Raw genomic sequence first — 20,401 nt, 5'->3', positions numbered from 1 at the left:
ATGAAGAATATTATAAAGCGCCTTTTATCCACATAAGATCAGGATTATCTCCCAGCCATCGTATGGCAATGACATCGATTCGCATTTCCGGCCAGTTTGCATACCCTTGCTGCAGGATATAATAAGCTGCTATTGACCTAAGACGCTGTGCCTTCTGAAAGGTGATACTCTCCTCGCCCCATCCCCTATATGCGGAACTGCGGGTCCGCACCTCAATAAACACCAATGTCTCTTGATCTTCGGCAATAATATCCATTTCTCCTTTTGGGCAGCGATAGTTCCGCTTAAGGACTCTTAATCCTGATACTGTCACAGAATGAACCGCCAATTCTTCCCCTGATCGTCCCAAGCTATTTTTCTTGATTCCGATAATAATTCACTCCTTTCAGAGCGCAATATCATGTAATTCTTTGTTCTTGATCGGAAGTCCTTTCTACAAGTCCTCTCAAAACAAAAATCTTAGCACCATCCCCACCAGCGACAGGTTAGTTGCAACTTAGGCAACGGGACAGTATAAAACCAAAAAGTTATGCTTTCCGGGCACACGAAAAAAGAGGCACTCAGAATGACTGAGAACCTCTTAAATGATAATACAGGGAACAGAGCCCAAATAATGGTGGACTTTAGTTCCTATTGAACGAGACTTTGTGCTGCCGCTATAGCCATTTGGGCCAAGGGAGTTGGATAAATCCCAATAGCGATGGTAATAATCATCGTGAATAACATTGTAAATTTGACTGCCCCATGAACAGGAATATCAGGAAGTCCTTCACCCTCTCCAAGGAACATGACTTTAACAACCGAAAGATAATAATAAACGGACACCATACTCATGACAAAACCGATATAGGCGATGGCTGTATAGCCTTGACCCATGACGGCAGAGAAGAGATAAAACTTCCCGACAAACCCTGCCAAAGGCGGAATCCCGGCTAAGGACAACAAGGAAGCCGTCATAACTACTGCTGCCAGGGGAGACCTGCGAGCCAACCCAGCAAAATCCTGAATTTCGTCGCTGCCTTGTTTTTCGGAAACATGCGTCGCCACGGCAAAGGCACCCATATTAGCAAAGACATAAATCATCGCATAAAAGAGTACGCCTTTGACACCGGGAATAGACTCGGCGATGATGCCAACCATCAGATATCCTGCTTGGGCAATACTCGAATAAGCAAGAAGCCGCTTAATATTTGTCTGAGGTATGGCTACTAAGTTCCCGATAATCATCGTCAGGGCTGCCAGAACCAGGAGCAGTGTTTGACCTGTTGCTGAAAAAGACTGGCTGTTCATGGTAATCAGATAAACTCTGATCAACGCCGCAAAAGCAGCGGCCTTAGAAGCAATTGCTAAAAAGGCAGTGACAGGTGTCGGCGCTCCTTCATAAATATCAGGAGCCCAGAGATGAAAGGGAACCAGGGAAATCTTAAAGCCCAAACCTGCTAAGATAAAGACAGTAGCCAAAAATGAGGTTGGGGTTAACGTCGCTCCTAGTCCGCTGGCGATCTCTGAAAGTTGAGTCGATCCTGTCAGTCCATAGATAAGACTGATACCATAGAGCAAAATAGCCGAAGAGGTTGCTCCCAGGACCAGATACTTGATTCCCGCTTCAGAGGAACGGGCATCTTCAGACAGATAGGCAACAAGAATATAAAAGGAAATCGTCATTAATTCCAGACCGACATACAGGGTAATCAGCTCACCGGCTCCCGCCATAAGCATCATACCTAATGTTGCCGTCAAAATTAAGGAATAAAATTCTCCACGGTATTTCGGCAATTTCTGTATATATCCGCCCGAAGAGAGCACAACCAACAGGGCCGCCGCTAAGAAAAGAACTTTAAAATAGAGAGCGAATTGATCGTGCCAGTAAAGTCCATCGAGAAAGGACGTCTTAGTCCCAAAGTAAAAATCATAAAGGGTATAACTAAGGATCCCGATTAGAGAGAACGCGGTGAGAGGCATCATACCTTTTCTCGCTCCGGGTGGTATCAGAAGTCCAATGGCCAAGAGAATCAAGGCCAGTGCAGCAAGCGCAACTTCGGGCGTGAGTACTGCCAGGATATTGAAATCAACCATTAGAACAGCCCCCCCATCTTCGCCTGACTCACCGTCTCAAGAACCTTCGCAAGGCCTGAGGAGGTAACACCAGTATTAACTAAACCAAACAAGATATTCGGGAAAATCCCTGTTGCGAAAATAACGAGACCCAGAACAACTAAGGGAACAAGTTCAGGACCTTTGATATCGTTCAGGTGATCCCATTCCGAGCGCCGCGGTCCAAACATCACATTAGCAATCACCCTCAAGGTATATACCGCTGTAAAGATAATCCCGGCAATTCCGAGAATAGCCTGTACAGGAAGAACCTTGATGGTACCCATGAAAATAGTGAATTCAGAGATAAAGTTAACGGTACTCGGTAAACCCAGCGATGCCATACCGGCAATGATAAAGCCAATGGCCAAACGAGGCATCTGATGGGCTAAACCACCTAAATCAGGAATGTTGCGGGTATGCGTTTTTTCATAGATAAACCCGATCATGGAGAAGAACAAGGCTGACATCACTCCATGGGCAAACATCATGGCCACAGCGCCTCCAACCGCTGTCGGATTTAGGGCTGCAATGGCAATGAGGACATAGCCCATATGGCTCACTGATGAATAACCAATAACATATTTGAGATCTTTTTGAGCCAGAGCAATAAACGCCGCATAAAGAACATTGGCAATTGCCAGAACCGCAATCACCGGAGCCCAATACTTAGCTCCAATGGGGAGAACATAAATTCCAAGTCGAATCAATCCGTAACCACCGATTTTTTTCAAGACACCGGCGTGAATCATACTAACCGCAGTAGGAGCTCCGGCGTAACCATCCGGTGACCAGGAGTGGAACGGAAACATGGAGATTAGGGATCCAAAGCCAAAGAGCATCAAGCCGAAAGAAACTATTTGGAACGATGCACTGTAATGACTTTGTCTTGCGGCTAATTGGTCAAACATAAAGGTTGGCGGTCCCTGTTTAGCTGCTGCCAGATAGAGAGCCACTAAGCCAACGAGAAGGAACGCTGATCCGATGAGAAGGTAGATCGTCAGTTTCATACCGGCGTATTCTTTGGAGACTCGTTTGGTACTTCCCCAGATAATAACCATGATGTAAATTGGAATGACGACGATCTCGTAGAAAAGGAAGAATATGAAGAGGTCGCGTGCAATAAACGTTCCCATGACTCCGGTAATAAGGATGAGCAGCAGGGCAAAGAATTCTTTGGCGCGCTTTTCCATATTCCAGGATGCATAAATTGAGGAGAAGCCAATTAAATTCGTCAGAAGCAGCATCGGCAAACTAATTCCGTCAACCCCGAAGGCCAAATTGACACCAAGGTCAGGAACCCAAGGGATTGTCAGGGTAAACTGCATGCCGCCTGCTGCCCGGTTATAGGCGAAGAAAGCATAAAGTGAGAGCACCATAGAGGTAAAGGTACCCAGGGCTGCAACAATCTTTATCGTTTTCGTTTCTTCTTTCGGCAGGAATACAATAATAAACATGGCTAAAAGCGGTGCCAGTAAGATAAAAGGAAGCAGGTAAGACCCTCCTGATGGCAGTGCTGACATTATTTCACACCTCCCAGCATCGCTAAGGGATTAAGGGATGAGAACTGTCCTTCCCCAAAAGCGAAGACCATGAAAATGACAACAACTGCGAAAAAGAATACCATAGCATAGGTTTGAAGTTGTCCGGTACTCGTTCTGCGCAATCCTTTAGCACTCCCACGTGTCAATAGAGCGATTCCATTGATAATCCCGTCAATAATATAGATGTCAAAGAAATAGAGTACTTTAGCCAAGCCATCCATGATATTGTGGATAATCCAGAGATACAGCTCATCAATATAGTATTTGTTCTTGAGGATTTTATAAGGCACCGGGAAACGAGCAACAATGCTCTCTGAGCTGATTGCTTTTTTGATATAGATATAATAGGCCAGTCCCATGCCTAATAATCCGGCAATGACTGAAATTCCCGCCAAACCCCAGTTCATACCTTCTGGTTCAAATTCACCAAAGTGAATAAAGAAGGCAAAGTTATGCTCGGGTAAGGCAGCAAAACCGCCGAAAACACTGAAGAGAGCAAGAATAATTAAGGGAATTGTCATCGTCAACGGTGATTCGTGCGGATGATTCTCCGGTTTTTCAGGGCCCATAAAGGCGACGAAGAAGAGGCGGCTCATGTAAAAGGCGGTTAAAAACGCCGTAAATAAGCCAACTGCATAGACTATAGGGTGACCATTTTGTAAGGCGTTGGCTAACAGTTCATCCTTCGACCAGAAGCCGGCAAAGGGTGGAATACCGGAAATTGCTAACACACCAATAAAGAACGTCCAGCCTGTAATAGGCATCTTCTTCCACAAACCACCCATGTCCCATATGTTCTGTTTTTCATGCATCGCATGGATTACAGAACCTGCACCTAAGAACATTAAGGCTTTAAAGAAGGCATGAGTCATCAGATGGAACATCGAGCCTGAATAAGAGCCAACCCCAAGAGCGAAGATCATATAGCCTAATTGACTCAAGGTCGAATAGGCCAAAATCCGTTTTATATCATCCTGGGCAATGGCGATGGTCGCCGCAAAAAGTGCTGTGAAAGCACCGATTCCTGCAACAAACTGCAGCGCAGTCGGGGAAGCCTGAAACAGGAAATACATTTTAGCGACAAGATACACACCGGCAACGACCATGGTTGCAGCATGAATCAAGGCACTTACAGGTGTAGGACCTTCCATAGCATCAGGCAGCCAGACGTGCAAAGGGAATTGACCGGACTTGCCCATCGGTCCCATAAAGATCAGGAAAGCCAGAACCGTGACATAGCCGGCTGTACCTACGACGGCCACGTTTTGCAGGCTAGTACTCAAAGCAGCGGAGAGGGCCGTGAAATCCAGAGTTCCAAACCTGTTATACAGAAAGAGGATTCCCAGCAACAAACCAAAATCCCCAACACGAGTTGTGATGAAGGCTTTCTTGGCTGCTTCCCGAGCGGAGACTTTAAAGTACCAGAAACCAATCAGCAAATAGGAACAAAGACCGACAAGTTCCCAGAAAATAAAGAGCTGCAATAAGTTAGTCGCTAAGACCATCCCCAACATGGAAGACGCAAATAAAGATTGGTACGCATAGTAACGGGACCAGCCTTTATCCCCATGCATATAGCCCAGGGAGTAAATTTGCACCATAGAGGCCACCAGGGTCACGACAAACAACATCATACCACTCAAGGGATCTACGATTGTTCCAAAATTAATCGTTAAACCCCCAATAGTTAGCCAGTTCGCGCTTACAATCACCGGATGTTCCACAATTTCAGCACCAGACTGAATAATGCCTAAGCCAATTGCGATCGCTAAACCCAATGCAGTCAGGATCGCAAGGATTGACACCGTGGAAGACAGTCCTTTGGATCGTTTCGTGACAAAGGCGATGAGTAGAAACGACAGGAAGGGCAAAGCGGGAATTAACCATGCCCACTGAAAGAGATCATGCATTTCCTTGAACACCTACCTTCTCCATAGTCTCTCTTACCACTTCAACCAATTAAATTCATCAACATTTGTTGAATGACGATTACGATAAATGGTAATCACAAGGGCCAGACCCACTGCAATTTCAGCTGCAGCCACCACGATGACGAAAAGTGCAGCAACATTTCCTGTTAGGATGTAGTGAATATCAACTTTTTGATTCCATAGAAACCGGTTAAAGGCCACAAAATTGATGTTAACCGCATTGAGCATCAGCTCAAGGGACATGAGTATGGCAATAATGTTCCTCTTAGCGAAGACGCCGTACAGTCCAAGGCAAAAGAGCATCGCTCCTACCAAAAGATAGGTTGAAAGTCCAACACTTAAATTACCTAAATTCATTTGTTTCCCTTCACTCCCTTCGCCAATATTACGGCTCCGGCTAAAGCTACAGTCAGCAATACAGCAGCAGCCTCAAAGGGAATCATAAACTGTGAAAGCAGCAGGAGTGACATGTCCTCTGCAGAACCGCCGCTGGTCCAGGCCGATGGTAAGATACGCCAGTCCGGATTTGTAAGAACGACGAGGGCAATCACCGCGAAGAGCAGCACAGAAATAAACGCTCCCCATCCCCATTTGCGATTCTCCGGATTACTGTCATTGACCTCTCCGCGCAAAGTCAGCATCACTGCGAAAACGACCATAATCGATACGGCACCGGTATAAACGAGCAATTGAACAGCTGCGAGGAAATCCGCGTTCATAAGAACATAAAGTACGGCTACTCCCGAAAACGAAAGCGCCAGATAGAACGCACTGTGGACAATGTTCCTGGACGTGACAACCCCCCAGGCTGCAGCTATTGCCAGTATTGCAAAGATAAAGAAAACGATAGTGCCCACGCTTAGCCCTCCTTCCCTTTCCGCTCAGCCCGTGCAATCATATCCCATTTCATATCATCAGCCTCATATACTGCATTTTCATACTCCTGGGTGACTGTCAAAGCCTTAGTCGGGCAAGCTTCCGTGCACAAACCACAAAACAGGCAGCGACCAAGATCCATATGATAGCTTTTAAGAACTCGCTTTTTGCTTTCTTCATCTTTTTCGCTGGTTAATTTAATCACGCCGTTCGGACAAGCCATAGCGCACATATTGCAGGAAATGCATTTTTCCCGCTGCAAACCCATCGAACTCCGCACCTTAGTTGGAAGCACAGGCTTCTGGTCGGGATAAAACTCTGTGATATTGGGACCGACCATGCGTTTGAACGTGATGCCTAATCCTTGAAACAGACCTTTACCAAACACTGCGTCAACCTCCCATCACGAGCCGGTAAATGTAAATTCCCAGACCCGTTAAGAAAATGTTCAAAATCGAAAGCGGCAGCAATACCTTCCATGCTAAATGCATCAGATGATCCACCCGGATTCTGGGGAACGTCCAACGAACCCACATCATAAAGAAGATGATTATCCCGACTTTCATCCAAAACCAAATCCAGCCCGGCAGGAAAGGACCTTGCCAACCACCTAGAAATACCGTTGCCGCAAGAGCTGAGACCGCCGTCATATTGCCATACTCTCCTAAGAAGAATAAGCCCCAGCGAAGACCGGTGTACTCGGTGAAGGGTCCGGCAACAACCTCTTGATCTGCTTCAACCAGGTCAAAAGGAGCACGATTGACTTCAGCAATTCCCGCAATAATATAAATAACAAAGGCCAAAGGCTGTAGAGCTATAAAGGGAATCGTATGCTGATCTTGAACGATAACACCAAGATTAAAGGACTGAGTAATCATAACTACTCCCAAAAGGGAAAATAACAGGGGAATTTCGTAACTGATCATTTGAGCAACTGCCCGCATACCGCCCAACAAGGAGTATTTATTGTTGGACCCCCAACCAGCCATTAAGAAGGCCAAAGTAGAAATAGCCGAAATTGCCAAGAAATAAAAGATTCCTAAATCGAGATCTATCGGAGCCATTCTATTTCCATAGGGAATGACGGCCAAGGTCATCATCGGCAGCGAAAAGACAATCATTGGGGCAATTTTGAAGAGAATTCTATCGGCACCGGCCGGAGTAACATCTTCTTTTCCCATTAATTTCAAAGCATCTGCAATAGTCTGAAACCATCCCCGCGGACCGAGACGATTGGGCCCTGTTCGTTGTGAAGTCCAACCCGCGATTTTACGTTCAAGTAAAATTAGAATTAAAGCGGCCAGGACAATGATGATAACCACGATGATAAAATTAATGACATCCATGGTTAAATTAGCCCAAACTGAGTGGGGATCCGCAAAAAGACTGCGGATAAAATCCGCGATAATCAAAAACAGATTATTTAAAGCCTGCATCTTATTCTCCCCTCATTGGATTTTCTACTTGTCCACTTCACCCAAGACTGCATCCAAGGTTGCAAAGATGGCGACAACATCTTGAATTTTCCATCCCTTAGCAACAATCGGAAGCATTTGCAAATTAACAAATGTCCCTGGGCGAATACGGACTCGTGACGGTTTCGTCGATCCATCACTGACGATATAGAATCCCAATTCCCCTTTTGGGTTCTCCACGCGGTGATAAACTTCGCCAACCGGAGGCTTAATGACTTTCGGTACTTTGGCCATAATCGGCCCTTCTGGGATATCTCGTACAGCTTGCTTAATAATCTTAATGCTTTCCTTAATTTCATCCATTCGAATCATCGTTCTGTCATAACTGTCGCAGCCGTAGCGAACAGGAATGTCAAAGTCAAAGCGGTCATAAATACTGTACGGTTCTGCCCGGCGCAGGTCGTATTGAACTCCGGATCCGCGCAAGACCGGACCAGTAATCGACAGACTTTGTGCCAGCTCTTTGCTTAAAATTCCAACGTTCTTCAAACGCCCCTGAGCAATTTCATTGCCTAAAAAGATCCCATAGTATTCCTCGAGCATCTCCGGGGTATCATCTAAAAATGACTTCAAGGCAGGCCAAAATTCAGCCGGAGGTTCTGCGCTCATGCCGCCAATACGCATAATGTTAACTGTTAAGCGGCTTCCAGCCGTCATTTCATACATATCCAGGATACGTTCACGATCCCGGAAAGCATAGGACCAGGCTGTCCACCCAGCAATATCCAAAGCGGTACTGGCAATCATAACCTGATGACTGGCAATTCGAGAGAGCTCACCGAAAATAACTCGAAGGTATTCTGCACGCTCAGGAATCTCCACACCCATCAACTTTTCAACAGTCTGAACGTAGGCCCAGTTATTATGTGGAGACGCTAAGTAATCCAGGCGATCCGTATAAGGAATAAACTGTGTATAAGTTCGGCTTTCTGCTAGTTTCTCTATTCCTCGATGTAAATATCCAATTTTGGGATCAATTTCTGTAACTGTTTCTCCCTCTAAATGAACCACCATCCGAAATAAGCCGTGCATACTCGGGTGCTGGGGGCCCATGTTAAGAATAAGGTCTTCCGTTTTATCAATACTCATGGCTTTTCCCCCCTATTCCCCTTCTTTACGCTGCCGGACAAGGTTTCGAAGCTCAATGGGCTCTGTCACATAGTCCTTGCGTAATGGATAACCTTCGAAATCATCCCACATATAGATCCTTTTCAGGTTAGGATGACCTTTAAACTGAATTCCAAACATATCAAAAGCTTCACGCTCTAAAAAATCTGCGCCTTGCCAAATCCGCGTTGCTGAATCAATGACTGGGTTTTCTCTGTCAACACTTGCTTTGACTCGCAAACGCTGCGGGCCGTTCCAACTTGTCAGCTGATAGACGACCTCGAAATGATCCCCCAGATCTAATCCTGCCAAATCGTGGAGAAAATCACATGGAACATCGGCGAAGCTTTTCGCCGCAGTTAGGGTTTCAATAACGTAAGGCGCCTGAATTTTAAGAATAATTGCTCCTAAGATCTCTTCTACTTCGCCGTTAACCTTGCCAGCGAGCTCTTCCACTCGTTGTTTTAATAGTTCTTTATTTTCCATGTCTCATTAACCTCACCTTAGCGGGATTTGAAACTTTAAATTGAAGTTGCAAAAGCCCATAGATTAAAGATTCTGGACGTGGAGGACACCCAGGAATATAGACATCAACCGGAACAATTTTATCAACGCCTGCCAGCATAGAATAAGAATCCACAAAAGGTCCTCCGGCGTTTGCACAGCTTCCCATGGCAATGACCCATTTTGGTTCAGGCATTTGGTCATAAATACGTCTTAGAAGCGGTGCCATTTTACGAGTACAGGTTCCTGCCACAATCATAACATCAGCTTGCCGCGGTGACGCTCGGAACACTTCATAGCCGAAGCGTGAAATATCATAGCGAGGTCCTCCGGTAGCCATCATCTCAATGGCACAGCATGCTAAGCCAAGGGTAACAGGCCAAAAAGAGTGCCCTCGTGCCCAGTTAAGAAGCTTATCAATATTAGTTACTAAAATGTTCTTTTCCAGCAGCGTTTCATCTTCACGCAGCTGTCTTTCCAATCTTACATCCACTCTAAAGCACCTTCTTTCCAAGCATACCAGAAGCCAACCAAAAGAATGACGATAAAGATGAACATTTCCACGAAGGCGAATGTCCCTAGTTTTTGGAATGTGAGCGCCCAAGGATATAAGAAGACAGTTTCCACATCAAACGCTGTAAATACAAGAGCATACATAAAGTAATTACTCTTGAATCCGAGCCAGGTCCGTCCAATAGTTTCGTTCCCGCACTCATACGTTGTCAGTTTTTCCTTATGTGGCTTATTGGGCGCCAACAACTTGGGCATTAGCATCATAATGATCGAGACAGCGATGGCACCAACAAGAAACACCCCGACAGCAGCAAAATTGTTGTCCAACTTCCTTACCTCCTTCCTGAAAAAATTTTTTTATAAGCCGGGTTAATCCGCAGCCTCATAGAAAGAAAACAGTTATTATCCCGGCATAAAGCGGCGCCATGGACCTCGGTAGAATTAAAGAGCGCACAGCCCTTCTTTTACCGGGGCAAAACTCTTTCGATGAAGAGGACATGGCCCTAAACGCCGCAAAACTTTCATATGTTCACTCGTTCCATAACCCTTGTTTTTAGAAAAGGTATATTCAGGATAAAGTGCGTCAAGTTCGACCATTAACCGATCACGAGTCACTTTTGCTAAGATTGAAGCCGCAGCGATCGAGGCGCTTAACTGATCTCCTCTTACCAGAGGAAGTTGCGGCAAATTGACCGCCGGCAAGGTAAGGGCATCAATCATTAAGTAATGGGGACGAACCGTTAAACCTTCAACGGCTCTTTTCATTGCCAATTTTGTTGCTTGTAGTATATTTAGCACATCAATCTCGGCGGGTTCAGCACTGCCAATGGCATAGTCTATGGCTTGAGTTTGAATTTGAGAAAATAGTTTTTCCCGTTTACTTTCTGTTAAAGCCTTTGAGTCATTGAGACCGGGCAGCATAAACCGTGTCGGCAGAATACAGGCTGCAGCAACGACAGGTCCGGCAAGAGGGCCCCGGCCGGCCTCATCAATACCTGCTATCAGCAAAAAACCCTTCTGCCATAATTTCTTTTCCTCGATAAGTAATCCCTGAACACGCGCATCTTCCTGCGCTTGGGCCTGCTGATGCTTAATTAGACGTTCTGCGAGCCGCCGAACCCCTTGCCGTGGATCATTTTGGCAAGCAGCAAGCATTCGAGGTGAAGGATCATTATATAATTCGATTTCAACTTCTTTGATATTCATCTGGGATAATGGTACCACCTATTTTCCCTCTTTCTGAGTTCGACATCACAGGTCTATATCCTTTAATTAAGAGGCTCTAATTCTTCCAAATAACGGAAACTCCTTATTTCAAGATCTGTCCATAGTTATTGGGCCAAGTTGCCCTGTTCTCAGTTCACGCAAGAATATTTGAGCTGCTTTTAATGTATCCACCCGCCCGCCTCGAATCAAACAACCACGTTTATTACCTATAGTCTCTAGGGTAATGTCCGAGTCAGAACTCTGATAGCGGCTTAAAGACTGTGGCGAATGTAATTTGAACCAATCGATCATCCAAAGGGCCAATTCTTCTAAATCAAAAACTTCGTCTTTGATTGCTCCTAAAACGGCAAGTTTACGTCCAATTTCGGGATCTTCAAACTTGGGCCATAACATACCCGGCGTATCTAAGAGTTCGACTCGATCATGAATCCGAACCCATTGGTTTCCCCGGGTCACACCGGGCTTATTGCCAACTTTGACTTGGGCTCCTCCAGTTAGCTGATTAATTAAAGACGATTTGCCGATATTAGGTATTCCCACGATCATAACCTTGATCATTTGCGGGCGGACACCTTTTTCCGCAAGTTTCGCCTGTTTTTGCTGTACCATACTTTCTAAGGCCGGCACAATCTGTTTAACACCTTTTCCCGTAACAGCGCTCAATGCATAGGCTGGACTGATAGTTCTCAGCTTTTCGAGCCATTTTGCCGTCCAGGCAGGATCTGCCAAATCGGCTTTATTGAGCAACAATAACTTTGATTTTTTGCCAAGGATCTCATGCAATAAAGGATTGCGACTGCTAGCCGGTATTCTGGCATCTGCAAGTTCTATAACAACATCAACCCATCTTAGCTGATCCGTTAAAAGACGCCTTGCTTTGGCCATATGCCCTGGAAACCACTGTATACTCATTAAAAACCATCCTTAATAGTTCAAAACAACCTTTAATAAATTAAAGAAATTTAATAAAGCAAATTAGAGAAACTTAACCCGTTGAAAAGGGTAATAAACAAACCAGGCTTTTCCTAAAAGATAGCTTTTAGGAAGAAGTCCCCATTCTCGGGAATCCTCGCTTTGACGACGATTATCACCTAAAACAAACACTTTATCCCTAGGTACAACCTGCGGGCCATAAGGAGGATAATCTCCCGGTTTTACATAGGGCTCTTGAATTGCTTGGCCATTGACAAATACTTTATTATCGCGAAGTTCGACTTTTTCACCTTCAACAGCAATGACTCGTTTAACAAACGTCCGTTTTGTGTCTTTGGGGAACGCGAAAACTACAATATCTCCGCGGGTAGGAGCCCAAAGCCGATAGGCTAATCGGTTGACAAGAATGCGATCTCCCGGAGCAATCCCCGGTTCCATGGATGGAGAGGGTATTAAATAGGGCTGTAACACACCCCAGCGCAGTAACCCACCACTTAATAAAATGACACCAAATAAAATGACGATCCATTTTCTTTTTGATTTTGATTGTTCCATTCCATAGCTCCCCTCTTGAACTACTTCATAGTATGAACAAGATTTTGTGGAGCATACGTTAAAAATCAATAATCTCCGAAGTTATCACTAATTCAAGTCAGATAACTCAAAATAGTTCTACGGACCGCATTAAAGAAGACTCGGCTTGCGCCGAGCCTCGCGAGGGCGGAAGCCGTCAATTTACTGCACCATTGTCTCGAAAGACTGAGTGCTCCTAAACAGATTGCCTATTAAGAAGACCGCCTGAGAATCTTTTTCCATGCATGTAAAAAAAGGGCTAGATCGCTCCAGCCCATTTTTAACCTTAGATCGAACGCCGGTCGCGAATACGTGCCGCTTTTCCGGACAGAGATCGTAAATAATAGAGTTTAGCCCGACGAACAATACCCCGGCGAACTACCTCGATCTTATCTAAGCGAGGGGAATGCAAGGGAAATGTACGTTCAACTCCTACGCCGGCAAAAACACGCCGAACCGTAAAAGTTTCCCTGATACCGCCACCTTTCATGGCAATAACAAGTCCTTCAAACACCTGAATACGTTCACGAGTGCCCTCAACAATACGTACATGCACACGTACTGTGTCACCCGGACGGAAGTGAGGAAGATCCTTTTTCATTTGCTCTTCTTCAATCATGCGAATATAATCCATTATAAAATTACCCCCCTTCCTTGCCTAGATGTTCATACACTGGTTTGACAGCGAGCGGACCATCCTTTTTAGACCAATTTATATTAACATAACCTGATTAGTTATGCAACTTCCATTATAAAATATAATTATTCGTTCTTTTCTCAATAATTATCAGTGTCCCCTTAAACGGTCCAAAATAATGGCAACTGCCGACCTTACGGATAAATGGTTATAGTCGGTGGGCCCATATACTGGTTCAAGGATTTGATCCATAGTTTCCATGTCTTCTTTTAACAATCCCCAGCCCGTACCAAACAAAAGCAAAATAGGCGTTTCCGAAGTTTCAATATTCTTGCGCAATTGGGCGTAGGAAACTGTATTCGCATATTTTCGAGCATCGGTAGCCACTCTCAAGGGAGCCATGCCTTGTTCAGCTGTGATCTCAGCATAAACCTCGGCTAAATCCGCAGCAATTTTCACCCTGGAAAAGGCCTCTTGGCGATCCGGATTGTATTCTGCTCCGTATCCATCTTGCCAAAAACCCATAATTCGTTTAGCCAACTGACGCTGAGCTTCAGCAGGATGCACGACATAATAGCGTTTAATCCCGTAAGTCGTTGAACTGCGAGCAATATCATGTAAATCTAAATTTGTGATTGAGGTTGCAACCGTTTCCATGTTTTTATTGTAGACCGGTGCATGGATTAGAGCTAGATAGATATCCGCCACGATATTTCCTCCTGATCTCTGTCTGAACTTTGTATTTTTGGATAGACCTTTTGCCTTTATAGTCATGTGGATTACTCAAGGAATTTTAATCGTCGCCGGCGTTTTTTCGGCGGAGGACAGAGAGATTCCCACTTTTCACGCCATACGTCCATTTCTGGATGTTCAAGAAGAAGTTCTTCTAAAATGGAATAATCCGCAGGTTCGAAACTTAAATGTTTAAACAAATCCGGACGCCGCAAAAAGGTTCGTCGCAGAGATTCCTTTCTGCGCCAGCGTTTAATATTAGCATGGTGCCCAGAAAGCAGGACTTCGGGGACCACTCTCCCCTCAAAATCAGCAGGCCTGGTATATTGAGGGTATTCCAAAAGCAGTGTACTGTGGGATTCCTCCTCAGCAGAAGTTTTCTCCCCTAATACGCCGGGAACTAACCGAGCTACAGCGTCCATCATAACCATTGCCGCCAGTTCGCCCCCCGTTAGAACGTAATCACCCAGCGAAGCCTCTTCATCTGCCAACTCACGGATTCGTTCATCAAAACCTTCATAGTGCCCGCAAATAAACACTAACTCTTCATACTCAGACCAGCGTTGAGCAGTATCCTGGCGAAAAACCTGTCCCTGCGGGGACATCAGGATCGTCCGCCGCCGGCCATTCGCCTGAGACAAATCCCGCACAGCTGCAAAGATAGGCTCCGGCTTCAAAACCATCCCAACCCCGCCGCCATAAGGAATATCATCGACATTTTTATGTTTGCTGACTGCATACTTGCGAAAATCTATGAACTCAAATTCCAAATACCCACCTGCCTGAGCACGTTTGAGAATGCTTTCATGAACAGGCGCAAACATCTCCGGAAACAGGGTCAAGACAATCATTTTAATAGGCATCTGCTAGTCCTCCAACAACCCTGGGGGAAGCACTACATCCATCCGTCGGCCTTTGACATCAACATGTTTGACAACGCTTTTAAGGGCAGGGACACAAATTTCTCCGCGGGCCCCTTTGACAATATAAACATCATTAGCACCCGTTTCCAAAACCTGAGTCAGAACTCCCAAAAAGGTCTCCCCATCATATACCTTCATCCCCTCAAGCTCAAAATAATACCAACCATCCTGAAGAGGAGGAACTTCTGAACGATCAATCCGGACTTCCCAGCCACGAAACGCTTCCGCCTGCTCAACACTCTCAATGCCTTCAACCGAGAGCAAGACATGATCCGGCTGTACGCGGGCAGAAATAACTTTAAAGCGTTGATTTGTCTTGCCCTTACCAAGGATAACTTCCCGCAGCTGAGAAAACCGCTCCGGGTCACTGGTAATCGGGTAGACCTTTAACATCCCGCTCACTCCATGAGGACGCAAAACTTCACCAATCAGCACTTCTTCCATTTTCCAAGCCCTTTCTTTCAATTTAGTTCCTAAAACATTAAGAAGGGCCCTAAGCCCTTCTTAACATCATTGATCAATGTCCATATGAACTCGGCGACCATCTTTAACGGCAGCGGCTTTGACCAGCGTACGAATAGCGTTCGCGATCTTTCCTTGTTTTCCGATAACCTTCCCCATGTCTTCAGGAGCGACAGTAAGCTGCAAATGCACGCTCTTATCTGTCTCAGACTGAGCAACAAGAACCTGGTCGGGATGATCGACCAAGGCTTTCGCGAGGATTTCAACAAGTTCCTTCACAGGAACCACCCCCCACACACTACTCTAGTTCTTGGACTCGTGGAATTTTGTTAAGATACCCGCTTGACTTAACAAAGACTTAGCAGTATTTGAAGGCTGAGCTCCCGTAGAAAGCCATTTTAAAGCCTTTTCCTCGTCAATGTTTATAACAACAGGGCTCTTTGTCGGATCATAATAACCGATTTGCTCAATAAAGCGTCCATCACGCGGAGCTGAAGACTCGGCAATTACCATACGATAGAAAGGATTCTTCTTCGCACCGATACGGCACAAACGAATTTTCGTAGCCATCTTTTCACCTCCTTTACAGAATACCCAAATTTATAGGACCGTAGTCCTCGACTCAACAAACTCATATGACTCAGAAGGCTTTAAATCCAGCTTTCTTACCCTTCTTGCCCTTCTTACCCATTCCGAACATTCCCATACCGCCGGAACTCGTCAATTGCTTCATCATTTTTTGCATTTGTTCAAATTGCTTTAAGAGACGCCCCACTTCCTGAACGCTTGTCCCGCTCCCTTTAGCTATTCTCTTTTTTCGGGAATCTTTAATCAAAGCAGGCTTCCTGCGCTCTTCCAAGGTCATTGAGCGGATAATCGCTTCGATGTGTGCGGTATCTTTCTCATCAATCTTGACATCTTTTAACTGTTTTCCGACTCCGGGAATCATTTCCAAAAGAGACGACAACGGCCCCATCTTCTTCATCTGCTGCATTTGATCGAGAAAATCATCAAGTGTAAATTCTTGTTTGCGCAGCTTTTGTTCCATCTCTTTGGCTTTTTTCTCATCGAAGGACTCCTGAGCTTTCTCAATGAGAGTCAGAACATCCCCCATCCCCAAAATCCGTGATGCCATGCGGTCCGGATGGAAAGGTTCTATGGCATCCATTTTCTCACCGGTACCGGCAAACTTAATTGTGCAGCCGGTAACTGCTTTAATGGATAGTGCTGCCCCGCCTCGTGTGTCTCCGTCAAGTTTTGTCAGAATAACACCGTCAAGACCGATTTCCTTGTGAAAGGACTCTGCCACATTCACTGCATCCTGTCCAGTCATAGCATCTACCACCAACAGGATCTCGTGAGGTTTAACAGCAGTTTTAATTGCCCGAAGTTCATTCATCAATTCTTCATTAATGTGTAAGCGACCCGCTGTATCGATAATCACAACATCATGACCATTTTGATTAGCATGGTTTATACTGGCAACCGCAATATCAGCTGGAGGTTCCTGCCCCATAGAGAACACAGGTACCTTCAGTTGTTCTCCCAAGACCTGCAACTGCTTAATGGCTGCAGGGCGATAAATATCACAAGCTACCAGCAAAGGATGTTTTCCCTGCTTCTTAAGCATGTTGGCAAGTTTGGCGGCATGGGTTGTTTTCCCGGCACCTTGCAGTCCCAACAGCAAAATCACAGTAGGCGGTTTTGGAGCGATCAGGATTTTTCCTGTTGCTCCCCCCATCAGGTCAATCATTTCCTCATGGACAATTTTGATCACTTGTTGCGCCGGAGAAAGGGATTCCAAAACGTCTTGCCCAATACAGCGTTCCTTAACTTTAGCGACGAAGTCTTTAACTACTTTAAAGTTAACATCCGCCTCGAGCAAAGCAATACGCACTTCTCTCATGGCTTCGGTAACATCAGCTTCTTTTAAGATGCCTTTTCCCTTAAGTCGCTTAAATGTTTCTTGGAGTTTATCGCTTAGTCCTTGAAACATATCTTTGGGACACCTCCTGTGTCGTCGCCTCGTAAACCTTAGTTCTGGAGCAACTTACTCTCAAATATCAAATATATCCTCTATCTTAACGCCAATTTGGCAGTGACGTTCCCAAGCCTCAGGGCTGGAAAAATCCCGCTTACCTAGTCCCTGCATCAACGTCCGTACTTCCGCGAGCTTCTCCCGTTCCTTCCAAAATCTTTGGACAAGCCCTAGCTTATGTTCGTATTCTTCAAGTATTTTCTCTGTTCGCTTGAGCAAGTCATGAATCGCTTGGCGACTGATATGTTCCAACCCAGCTATTTCCGCAAGTGAAAGATCCTGTTGGTAATGCAGATCCCAAACGTTTCGCTGCTTTTCTGTGAGCAGCGGCCCATAAAAATCTGCGAAAAGAGCCATTAAGGCAAGTTTCTCCATATCGATCCCCCTGTAAAGCAATTTTACTTTACATTCGAATATTAGACTAAAACTAACGATTTGTCAAGAACCTATTACCCATTCAAAGCACTTGCAATCCCCTTAGCCCGAATTTCTGCTTCCTGACATACCTTGTGAACATCAAGCGTAAGGATTTTTCGCTCCTCCATCAGTATCTTGCCATCGACCATCATCGTGCGTACATCTCCCGCATGGGCCACATAGGCTAAATGAGCAGGAATAGAAAACCGGGGATAAAAATGGGGCTGATCCAGATCAACTGTAATAAGATCTGCCTTAAACCCTGGAGCCAACATTCCTACGTCTTCAAAACCTAAACTTTGAGCGCCGTTAATTGTAGCCATCTCAAGCACTTCATAAGCAGGGAGGGCTGTGGAATTCACCCGAAGTTTTTGCTGAAAAGCCGCCGAACGCATCTCCCCAAAAAGATCGAGATTATTATTACTGGAGGCTCCATCGGTACCTAAACTTACAACAATTCCCTGAGCACGAAGTTCTGTAATGGGGGCAGTTCCACTGTTCAATTTCATGTTGCTTTCCGGATTATGGGCCACACAAACCTTATTGCGTGCTAAAATTCCCATATCGTTCTTGGTCAGATGGACACAGTGAGCTGCCACTACGTGACCGCCAAACAAACCTAACCCCTCTAACCATTCCACAGGAGTCTTCCCATATTGTTCATGAATCATTTTAATTTCATCGAGAGTTTCTGCCACATGGATATGAATTCCCACCCCTAAGTCATCCGCATGGGCTTTAACTTGCTGAAGGTAGTCTCCGGAACAAGTATACGGAGCATGTGGACCAAACATGACCTTAAGCCGTCCTTGACCGGCGCCTTGATAACGCCGAACGAGATCAATGCCTTCTTGCAGAGCGCGCTCTCCATTTGGGCCATTCCCTATAAGTCCACGGGAAAGAACCGCACGAGTACCTGCCTGCAGAACAGCCTCGGCAACTTGATCCATTGAGGCGTACATATCAAGCATCGTGGTTGTTCCGGAGCGGATCATTTCGCAAAGTGCTAAAGTTGTTCCCCAATAAATATCATCCTCTGTCATCTTATCCTCAAAAGGCCAAACCTTTTCATTTAACCAAGGCATAAGAGGAAGATCATCGGCATAGCTCCTTAGCAAGGTCATCGCTGCATGGGTATGAGTATTAATTAAACCCGGCATGACAACATCATTAGGCAAATTAAGAACTCGATCCGGGGCAAAGTTCTGAGGTGCAGAACCTTCTTCCCCAACCGATATAATCCGATCGCCATCAATGCAAATCTCTCCGCGGGAATAAAAGACTTCGGGGCCGGTCATAGGCAAAACCATAGCCCGAATTAATAGTTTTGACAAGCTCTATCACTCCCTATATTGTGCCTATCACCTTAAGAACGCACCATTAATTTAAGAAGGTTGACTGAATATGGTGCCGTGACAATTCCTTTCTCCGTGATAATCCCTGTAATATATTTCGCCGGCGTAACATCAAAGGCCGGATTGTAAACGTTAACATCTTCTGGAGCCATTGGTACTCCAAAACACTCTCGCATTTCTTTAGCCGGTCTTTCTTCGATAGGAATCTCTTGCCCCGTGGCAACTTTTAAATCAATGGTTGAAGTTGGAGCCGCTACATAAAAGGGAACTTCATGGGCATGAGCCAAAACTGCTAAGGAATACGTTCCTATTTTATTGGCTGTATCTCCATTGGCAGCGATACGATCTGCCCCCACGATGACTAAGTCAACTTTGCCTTGCTGCATTAGCGAGCCCGCCATATTATCAGCTATTAATGTCACAGGAATTTTGTCATTCATCAGCTCTAAAGCAGTTAGTCTTGCCCCCTGTAATAAAGGCCTTGTTTCATCAGCATACACGTGAATTGATTTACCGGCAGAATAAGCGGTACGAATAACACTTAACGCCGTTCCATATTCTACAGTTGCTAAAGCTCCGGCATTGCAGTGTGTGAGGATATTACCTTTCTCTGGAACAACCTCATTCCCAAGTTCTCCAATCAATAGATTCATACGCCGATCGTCTTCAGCAATACGGTCAGCTTCCTCGATAAGGACCTTCCTCACTCCATCCAAGTCCTCAATTTCCCAACAATCACGCAAACGATCTTCCATTCGGCGCAAGGCCCAAAACAAATTAACTGCTGTTGGACGCGTCTGAGCTAAACGTTCCTGGACCGTTTCCATAAATTCTGTCAAACCTTCTCTGGGACCGTTATATTCGAGGGCACCGAGCACATAGCCATATGCCACTGCAGCTCCTATAGCAGGAGCTCCGCGAACTTCCATTTTTTCAATAGCTTCGGCAACTTCCTCATAGGATTTAGCATCTCGGTAGGCCGTTTCTCTAGGTAGCTTGGTCTGATCTAATATTCTTAAGACATTTCCCAGCCATTCGATTGATTTCATCATCCCACCGC

At 45.4% G+C, this 20,401-nt stretch carries 25 protein-coding genes; all 25 read right to left on the bottom strand.

What is annotated here, in order from left to right; genetic code table 11:
• Positions 1-10: 10 nt before the first annotated feature.
• Positions 11-370: a YraN family protein gene (locus ACPUYX_RS03000; RefSeq protein WP_426378325.1), complete on the bottom strand. Its 360-nt coding sequence runs from the start codon at positions 368-370 to the stop codon at positions 11-13.
• A gap of 260 nt (positions 371-630) precedes the next feature.
• Complete coding sequence (locus ACPUYX_RS02995) at positions 631-2,076, bottom strand: NADH-quinone oxidoreductase subunit N (protein ID WP_426378220.1); 1,446 nt, start codon at positions 2,074-2,076, stop codon at positions 631-633.
• Entirely contained in the window at positions 2,076-3,617 is a 1,542-nt protein-coding gene (locus ACPUYX_RS02990) for a complex I subunit 4 family protein (RefSeq protein ID WP_426378219.1), read from the bottom strand. Before ACPUYX_RS02990 ends, ACPUYX_RS02995 begins: the two co-directional genes overlap by 1 nt.
• Positions 3,617-5,560 carry an NADH-quinone oxidoreductase subunit L gene (gene nuoL, locus ACPUYX_RS02985; RefSeq protein WP_426378218.1) on the bottom strand — a complete coding sequence of 648 codons (1,944 nt, stop codon included), beginning with the start codon at positions 5,558-5,560 and terminating at the stop codon, positions 3,617-3,619. The genes ACPUYX_RS02990 and nuoL overlap by 1 nt, the downstream gene beginning before the upstream one ends.
• 21 nt (positions 5,561-5,581) lie before the next feature.
• Positions 5,582-5,926 (bottom strand): NADH-quinone oxidoreductase subunit NuoK, encoded by a 345-nt coding sequence (gene nuoK, locus ACPUYX_RS02980; protein WP_426378217.1) that lies wholly within the window; start codon positions 5,924-5,926, stop codon positions 5,582-5,584.
• Positions 5,923-6,426 (bottom strand): NADH-quinone oxidoreductase subunit J family protein, encoded by a 504-nt coding sequence (locus tag ACPUYX_RS02975; protein WP_426378216.1) that lies wholly within the window; start codon positions 6,424-6,426, stop codon positions 5,923-5,925. Before ACPUYX_RS02975 ends, nuoK begins: the two co-directional genes overlap by 4 nt.
• A gap of 2 nt (positions 6,427-6,428) precedes the next feature.
• Positions 6,429-6,833 carry a NuoI/complex I 23 kDa subunit family protein gene (locus ACPUYX_RS02970; protein ID WP_088228445.1) on the bottom strand — a complete coding sequence of 135 codons (405 nt, stop codon included), beginning with the start codon at positions 6,831-6,833 and terminating at the stop codon, positions 6,429-6,431.
• A gap of 4 nt (positions 6,834-6,837) precedes the next feature.
• On the bottom strand, positions 6,838-7,881 hold the full coding sequence (gene nuoH, locus ACPUYX_RS02965; protein WP_426378215.1) for an NADH-quinone oxidoreductase subunit NuoH: 1,044 nt from the start codon (positions 7,879-7,881) through the stop codon (positions 6,838-6,840).
• A 24-nt stretch (positions 7,882-7,905) separates the two neighbouring features.
• Complete coding sequence (locus ACPUYX_RS02960; RefSeq protein ID WP_426378214.1) at positions 7,906-9,009, bottom strand: NADH-quinone oxidoreductase subunit D; 1,104 nt, start codon at positions 9,007-9,009, stop codon at positions 7,906-7,908.
• Positions 9,010-9,021: 12 nt separating this feature from the next.
• A complete protein-coding gene (locus ACPUYX_RS02955) occupies positions 9,022-9,513 on the bottom strand; it encodes an NADH-quinone oxidoreductase subunit C (RefSeq protein WP_426378213.1) in 492 nt (163 codons plus the stop codon).
• A complete protein-coding gene (locus ACPUYX_RS02950) occupies positions 9,503-10,024 on the bottom strand; it encodes an NADH-quinone oxidoreductase subunit B (protein ID WP_088228449.1) in 522 nt (173 codons plus the stop codon). The genes ACPUYX_RS02955 and ACPUYX_RS02950 overlap by 11 nt, the downstream gene beginning before the upstream one ends.
• Positions 10,015-10,371, bottom strand: coding sequence for an NADH-quinone oxidoreductase subunit A (locus tag ACPUYX_RS02945; protein ID WP_014828501.1), 357 nt, complete (start codon positions 10,369-10,371; stop codon positions 10,015-10,017). The genes ACPUYX_RS02950 and ACPUYX_RS02945 overlap by 10 nt, the downstream gene beginning before the upstream one ends.
• Before the next feature lie 114 nt (positions 10,372-10,485).
• Positions 10,486-11,250, bottom strand: coding sequence for a ribonuclease HII (locus ACPUYX_RS02940; protein WP_426378324.1), 765 nt, complete (start codon positions 11,248-11,250; stop codon positions 10,486-10,488).
• 108 nt (positions 11,251-11,358) lie between these two features.
• Positions 11,359-12,183 (bottom strand): ribosome biogenesis GTPase YlqF, encoded by an 825-nt coding sequence (ylqF, locus tag ACPUYX_RS02935; protein WP_426378212.1) that lies wholly within the window; start codon positions 12,181-12,183, stop codon positions 11,359-11,361.
• Between the two features lie 63 nt (positions 12,184-12,246).
• Positions 12,247-12,759: a signal peptidase I gene (lepB, locus tag ACPUYX_RS02930; protein WP_426378211.1), complete on the bottom strand. Its 513-nt coding sequence runs from the start codon at positions 12,757-12,759 to the stop codon at positions 12,247-12,249.
• A gap of 304 nt (positions 12,760-13,063) precedes the next feature.
• Entirely contained in the window at positions 13,064-13,411 is a 348-nt protein-coding gene (rplS, locus tag ACPUYX_RS02925) for a 50S ribosomal protein L19 (protein ID WP_014828505.1), read from the bottom strand.
• 153 nt (positions 13,412-13,564) lie between these two features.
• Positions 13,565-14,122: an RNA methyltransferase gene (locus ACPUYX_RS02920; RefSeq protein WP_426378210.1), complete on the bottom strand. Its 558-nt coding sequence runs from the start codon at positions 14,120-14,122 to the stop codon at positions 13,565-13,567.
• Positions 14,123-14,193: 71 nt separating this feature from the next.
• A complete protein-coding gene (trmD, locus tag ACPUYX_RS02915) occupies positions 14,194-15,009 on the bottom strand; it encodes a tRNA (guanosine(37)-N1)-methyltransferase TrmD (RefSeq protein ID WP_426378209.1) in 816 nt (271 codons plus the stop codon).
• A gap of 3 nt (positions 15,010-15,012) precedes the next feature.
• Positions 15,013-15,513, bottom strand: coding sequence for a ribosome maturation factor RimM (gene rimM, locus ACPUYX_RS02910; RefSeq protein WP_426378208.1), 501 nt, complete (start codon positions 15,511-15,513; stop codon positions 15,013-15,015).
• Positions 15,514-15,579: 66 nt separating this feature from the next.
• Positions 15,580-15,810 (bottom strand): KH domain-containing protein, encoded by a 231-nt coding sequence (locus ACPUYX_RS02905; protein WP_047811135.1) that lies wholly within the window; start codon positions 15,808-15,810, stop codon positions 15,580-15,582.
• A 24-nt stretch (positions 15,811-15,834) separates the two neighbouring features.
• A complete protein-coding gene (gene rpsP, locus ACPUYX_RS02900) occupies positions 15,835-16,101 on the bottom strand; it encodes a 30S ribosomal protein S16 (protein ID WP_088228455.1) in 267 nt (88 codons plus the stop codon).
• 70 nt (positions 16,102-16,171) lie between these two features.
• On the bottom strand, positions 16,172-17,527 hold the full coding sequence (gene ffh, locus ACPUYX_RS02895; RefSeq protein ID WP_426378207.1) for a signal recognition particle protein: 1,356 nt from the start codon (positions 17,525-17,527) through the stop codon (positions 16,172-16,174).
• Positions 17,528-17,587: 60 nt separating this feature from the next.
• Complete coding sequence (ylxM, locus tag ACPUYX_RS02890; RefSeq protein WP_088228457.1) at positions 17,588-17,944, bottom strand: YlxM family DNA-binding protein; 357 nt, start codon at positions 17,942-17,944, stop codon at positions 17,588-17,590.
• Positions 17,945-18,018: 74 nt separating this feature from the next.
• Positions 18,019-19,320 (bottom strand): amidohydrolase, encoded by a 1,302-nt coding sequence (locus ACPUYX_RS02885; RefSeq protein ID WP_426378206.1) that lies wholly within the window; start codon positions 19,318-19,320, stop codon positions 18,019-18,021.
• A gap of 32 nt (positions 19,321-19,352) precedes the next feature.
• A complete protein-coding gene (gene mtnA, locus ACPUYX_RS02880; RefSeq protein ID WP_426378323.1) occupies positions 19,353-20,390 on the bottom strand; it encodes an S-methyl-5-thioribose-1-phosphate isomerase in 1,038 nt (345 codons plus the stop codon).
• Between the last annotated feature and the right edge of the window lie 11 nt (positions 20,391-20,401).

This window comes from Desulfosporosinus sp. SYSU MS00001, from assembly GCF_049943955.1.
GTDB lineage: Bacteria > Bacillota > Desulfitobacteriia > Desulfitobacteriales > Desulfitobacteriaceae > Desulfosporosinus.
This window is presented reverse-complemented; position numbering and strand designations above follow the sequence as displayed.

What these genes read in the sequence shown, in the direction of transcription:
- ACPUYX_RS02995 (WP_426378220.1), bottom strand. Translation starts at nt 2,076, where the DNA reads ATGGTTGATTTCAATATCCTGGCAGTACTCACGCCCGAAGTTGCGCTT.
- ACPUYX_RS02990 (WP_426378219.1), bottom strand. Translation starts at nt 3,617, where the DNA reads ATGTCAGCACTGCCATCAGGAGGGTCTTACCTGCTTCCTTTTATCTTA.
- nuoK (WP_426378217.1), bottom strand. Translation starts at nt 5,926, where the DNA reads ATGAATTTAGGTAATTTAAGTGTTGGACTTTCAACCTATCTTTTGGTA.
- nuoH (WP_426378215.1), bottom strand. Translation starts at nt 7,881, where the DNA reads ATGCAGGCTTTAAATAATCTGTTTTTGATTATCGCGGATTTTATCCGC.
- ACPUYX_RS02960 (WP_426378214.1), bottom strand. Translation starts at nt 9,009, where the DNA reads ATGAGTATTGATAAAACGGAAGACCTTATTCTTAACATGGGCCCCCAG.
- ACPUYX_RS02955 (WP_426378213.1), bottom strand. Translation starts at nt 9,513, where the DNA reads ATGGAAAATAAAGAACTATTAAAACAACGAGTGGAAGAGCTCGCTGGC.
- ACPUYX_RS02940 (WP_426378324.1), bottom strand. Translation starts at nt 11,250, where the DNA reads ATGAATATCAAAGAAGTTGAAATCGAATTATATAATGATCCTTCACCT.
- ylqF (WP_426378212.1), bottom strand. Translation starts at nt 12,183, where the DNA reads ATGAGTATACAGTGGTTTCCAGGGCATATGGCCAAAGCAAGGCGTCTT.
- lepB (WP_426378211.1), bottom strand. Translation starts at nt 12,759, where the DNA reads ATGGAACAATCAAAATCAAAAAGAAAATGGATCGTCATTTTATTTGGT.
- rplS (WP_014828505.1), bottom strand. Translation starts at nt 13,411, where the DNA reads ATGGATTATATTCGCATGATTGAAGAAGAGCAAATGAAAAAGGATCTT.
- trmD (WP_426378209.1), bottom strand. Translation starts at nt 15,009, where the DNA reads ATGCCTATTAAAATGATTGTCTTGACCCTGTTTCCGGAGATGTTTGCG.
- rimM (WP_426378208.1), bottom strand. Translation starts at nt 15,513, where the DNA reads ATGGAAGAAGTGCTGATTGGTGAAGTTTTGCGTCCTCATGGAGTGAGC.
- rpsP (WP_088228455.1), bottom strand. Translation starts at nt 16,101, where the DNA reads ATGGCTACGAAAATTCGTTTGTGCCGTATCGGTGCGAAGAAGAATCCT.
- ffh (WP_426378207.1), bottom strand. Translation starts at nt 17,527, where the DNA reads ATGTTTCAAGGACTAAGCGATAAACTCCAAGAAACATTTAAGCGACTT.
- ylxM (WP_088228457.1), bottom strand. Translation starts at nt 17,944, where the DNA reads ATGGAGAAACTTGCCTTAATGGCTCTTTTCGCAGATTTTTATGGGCCG.
- mtnA (WP_426378323.1), bottom strand. Translation starts at nt 20,390, where the DNA reads ATGAAATCAATCGAATGGCTGGGAAATGTCTTAAGAATATTAGATCAG.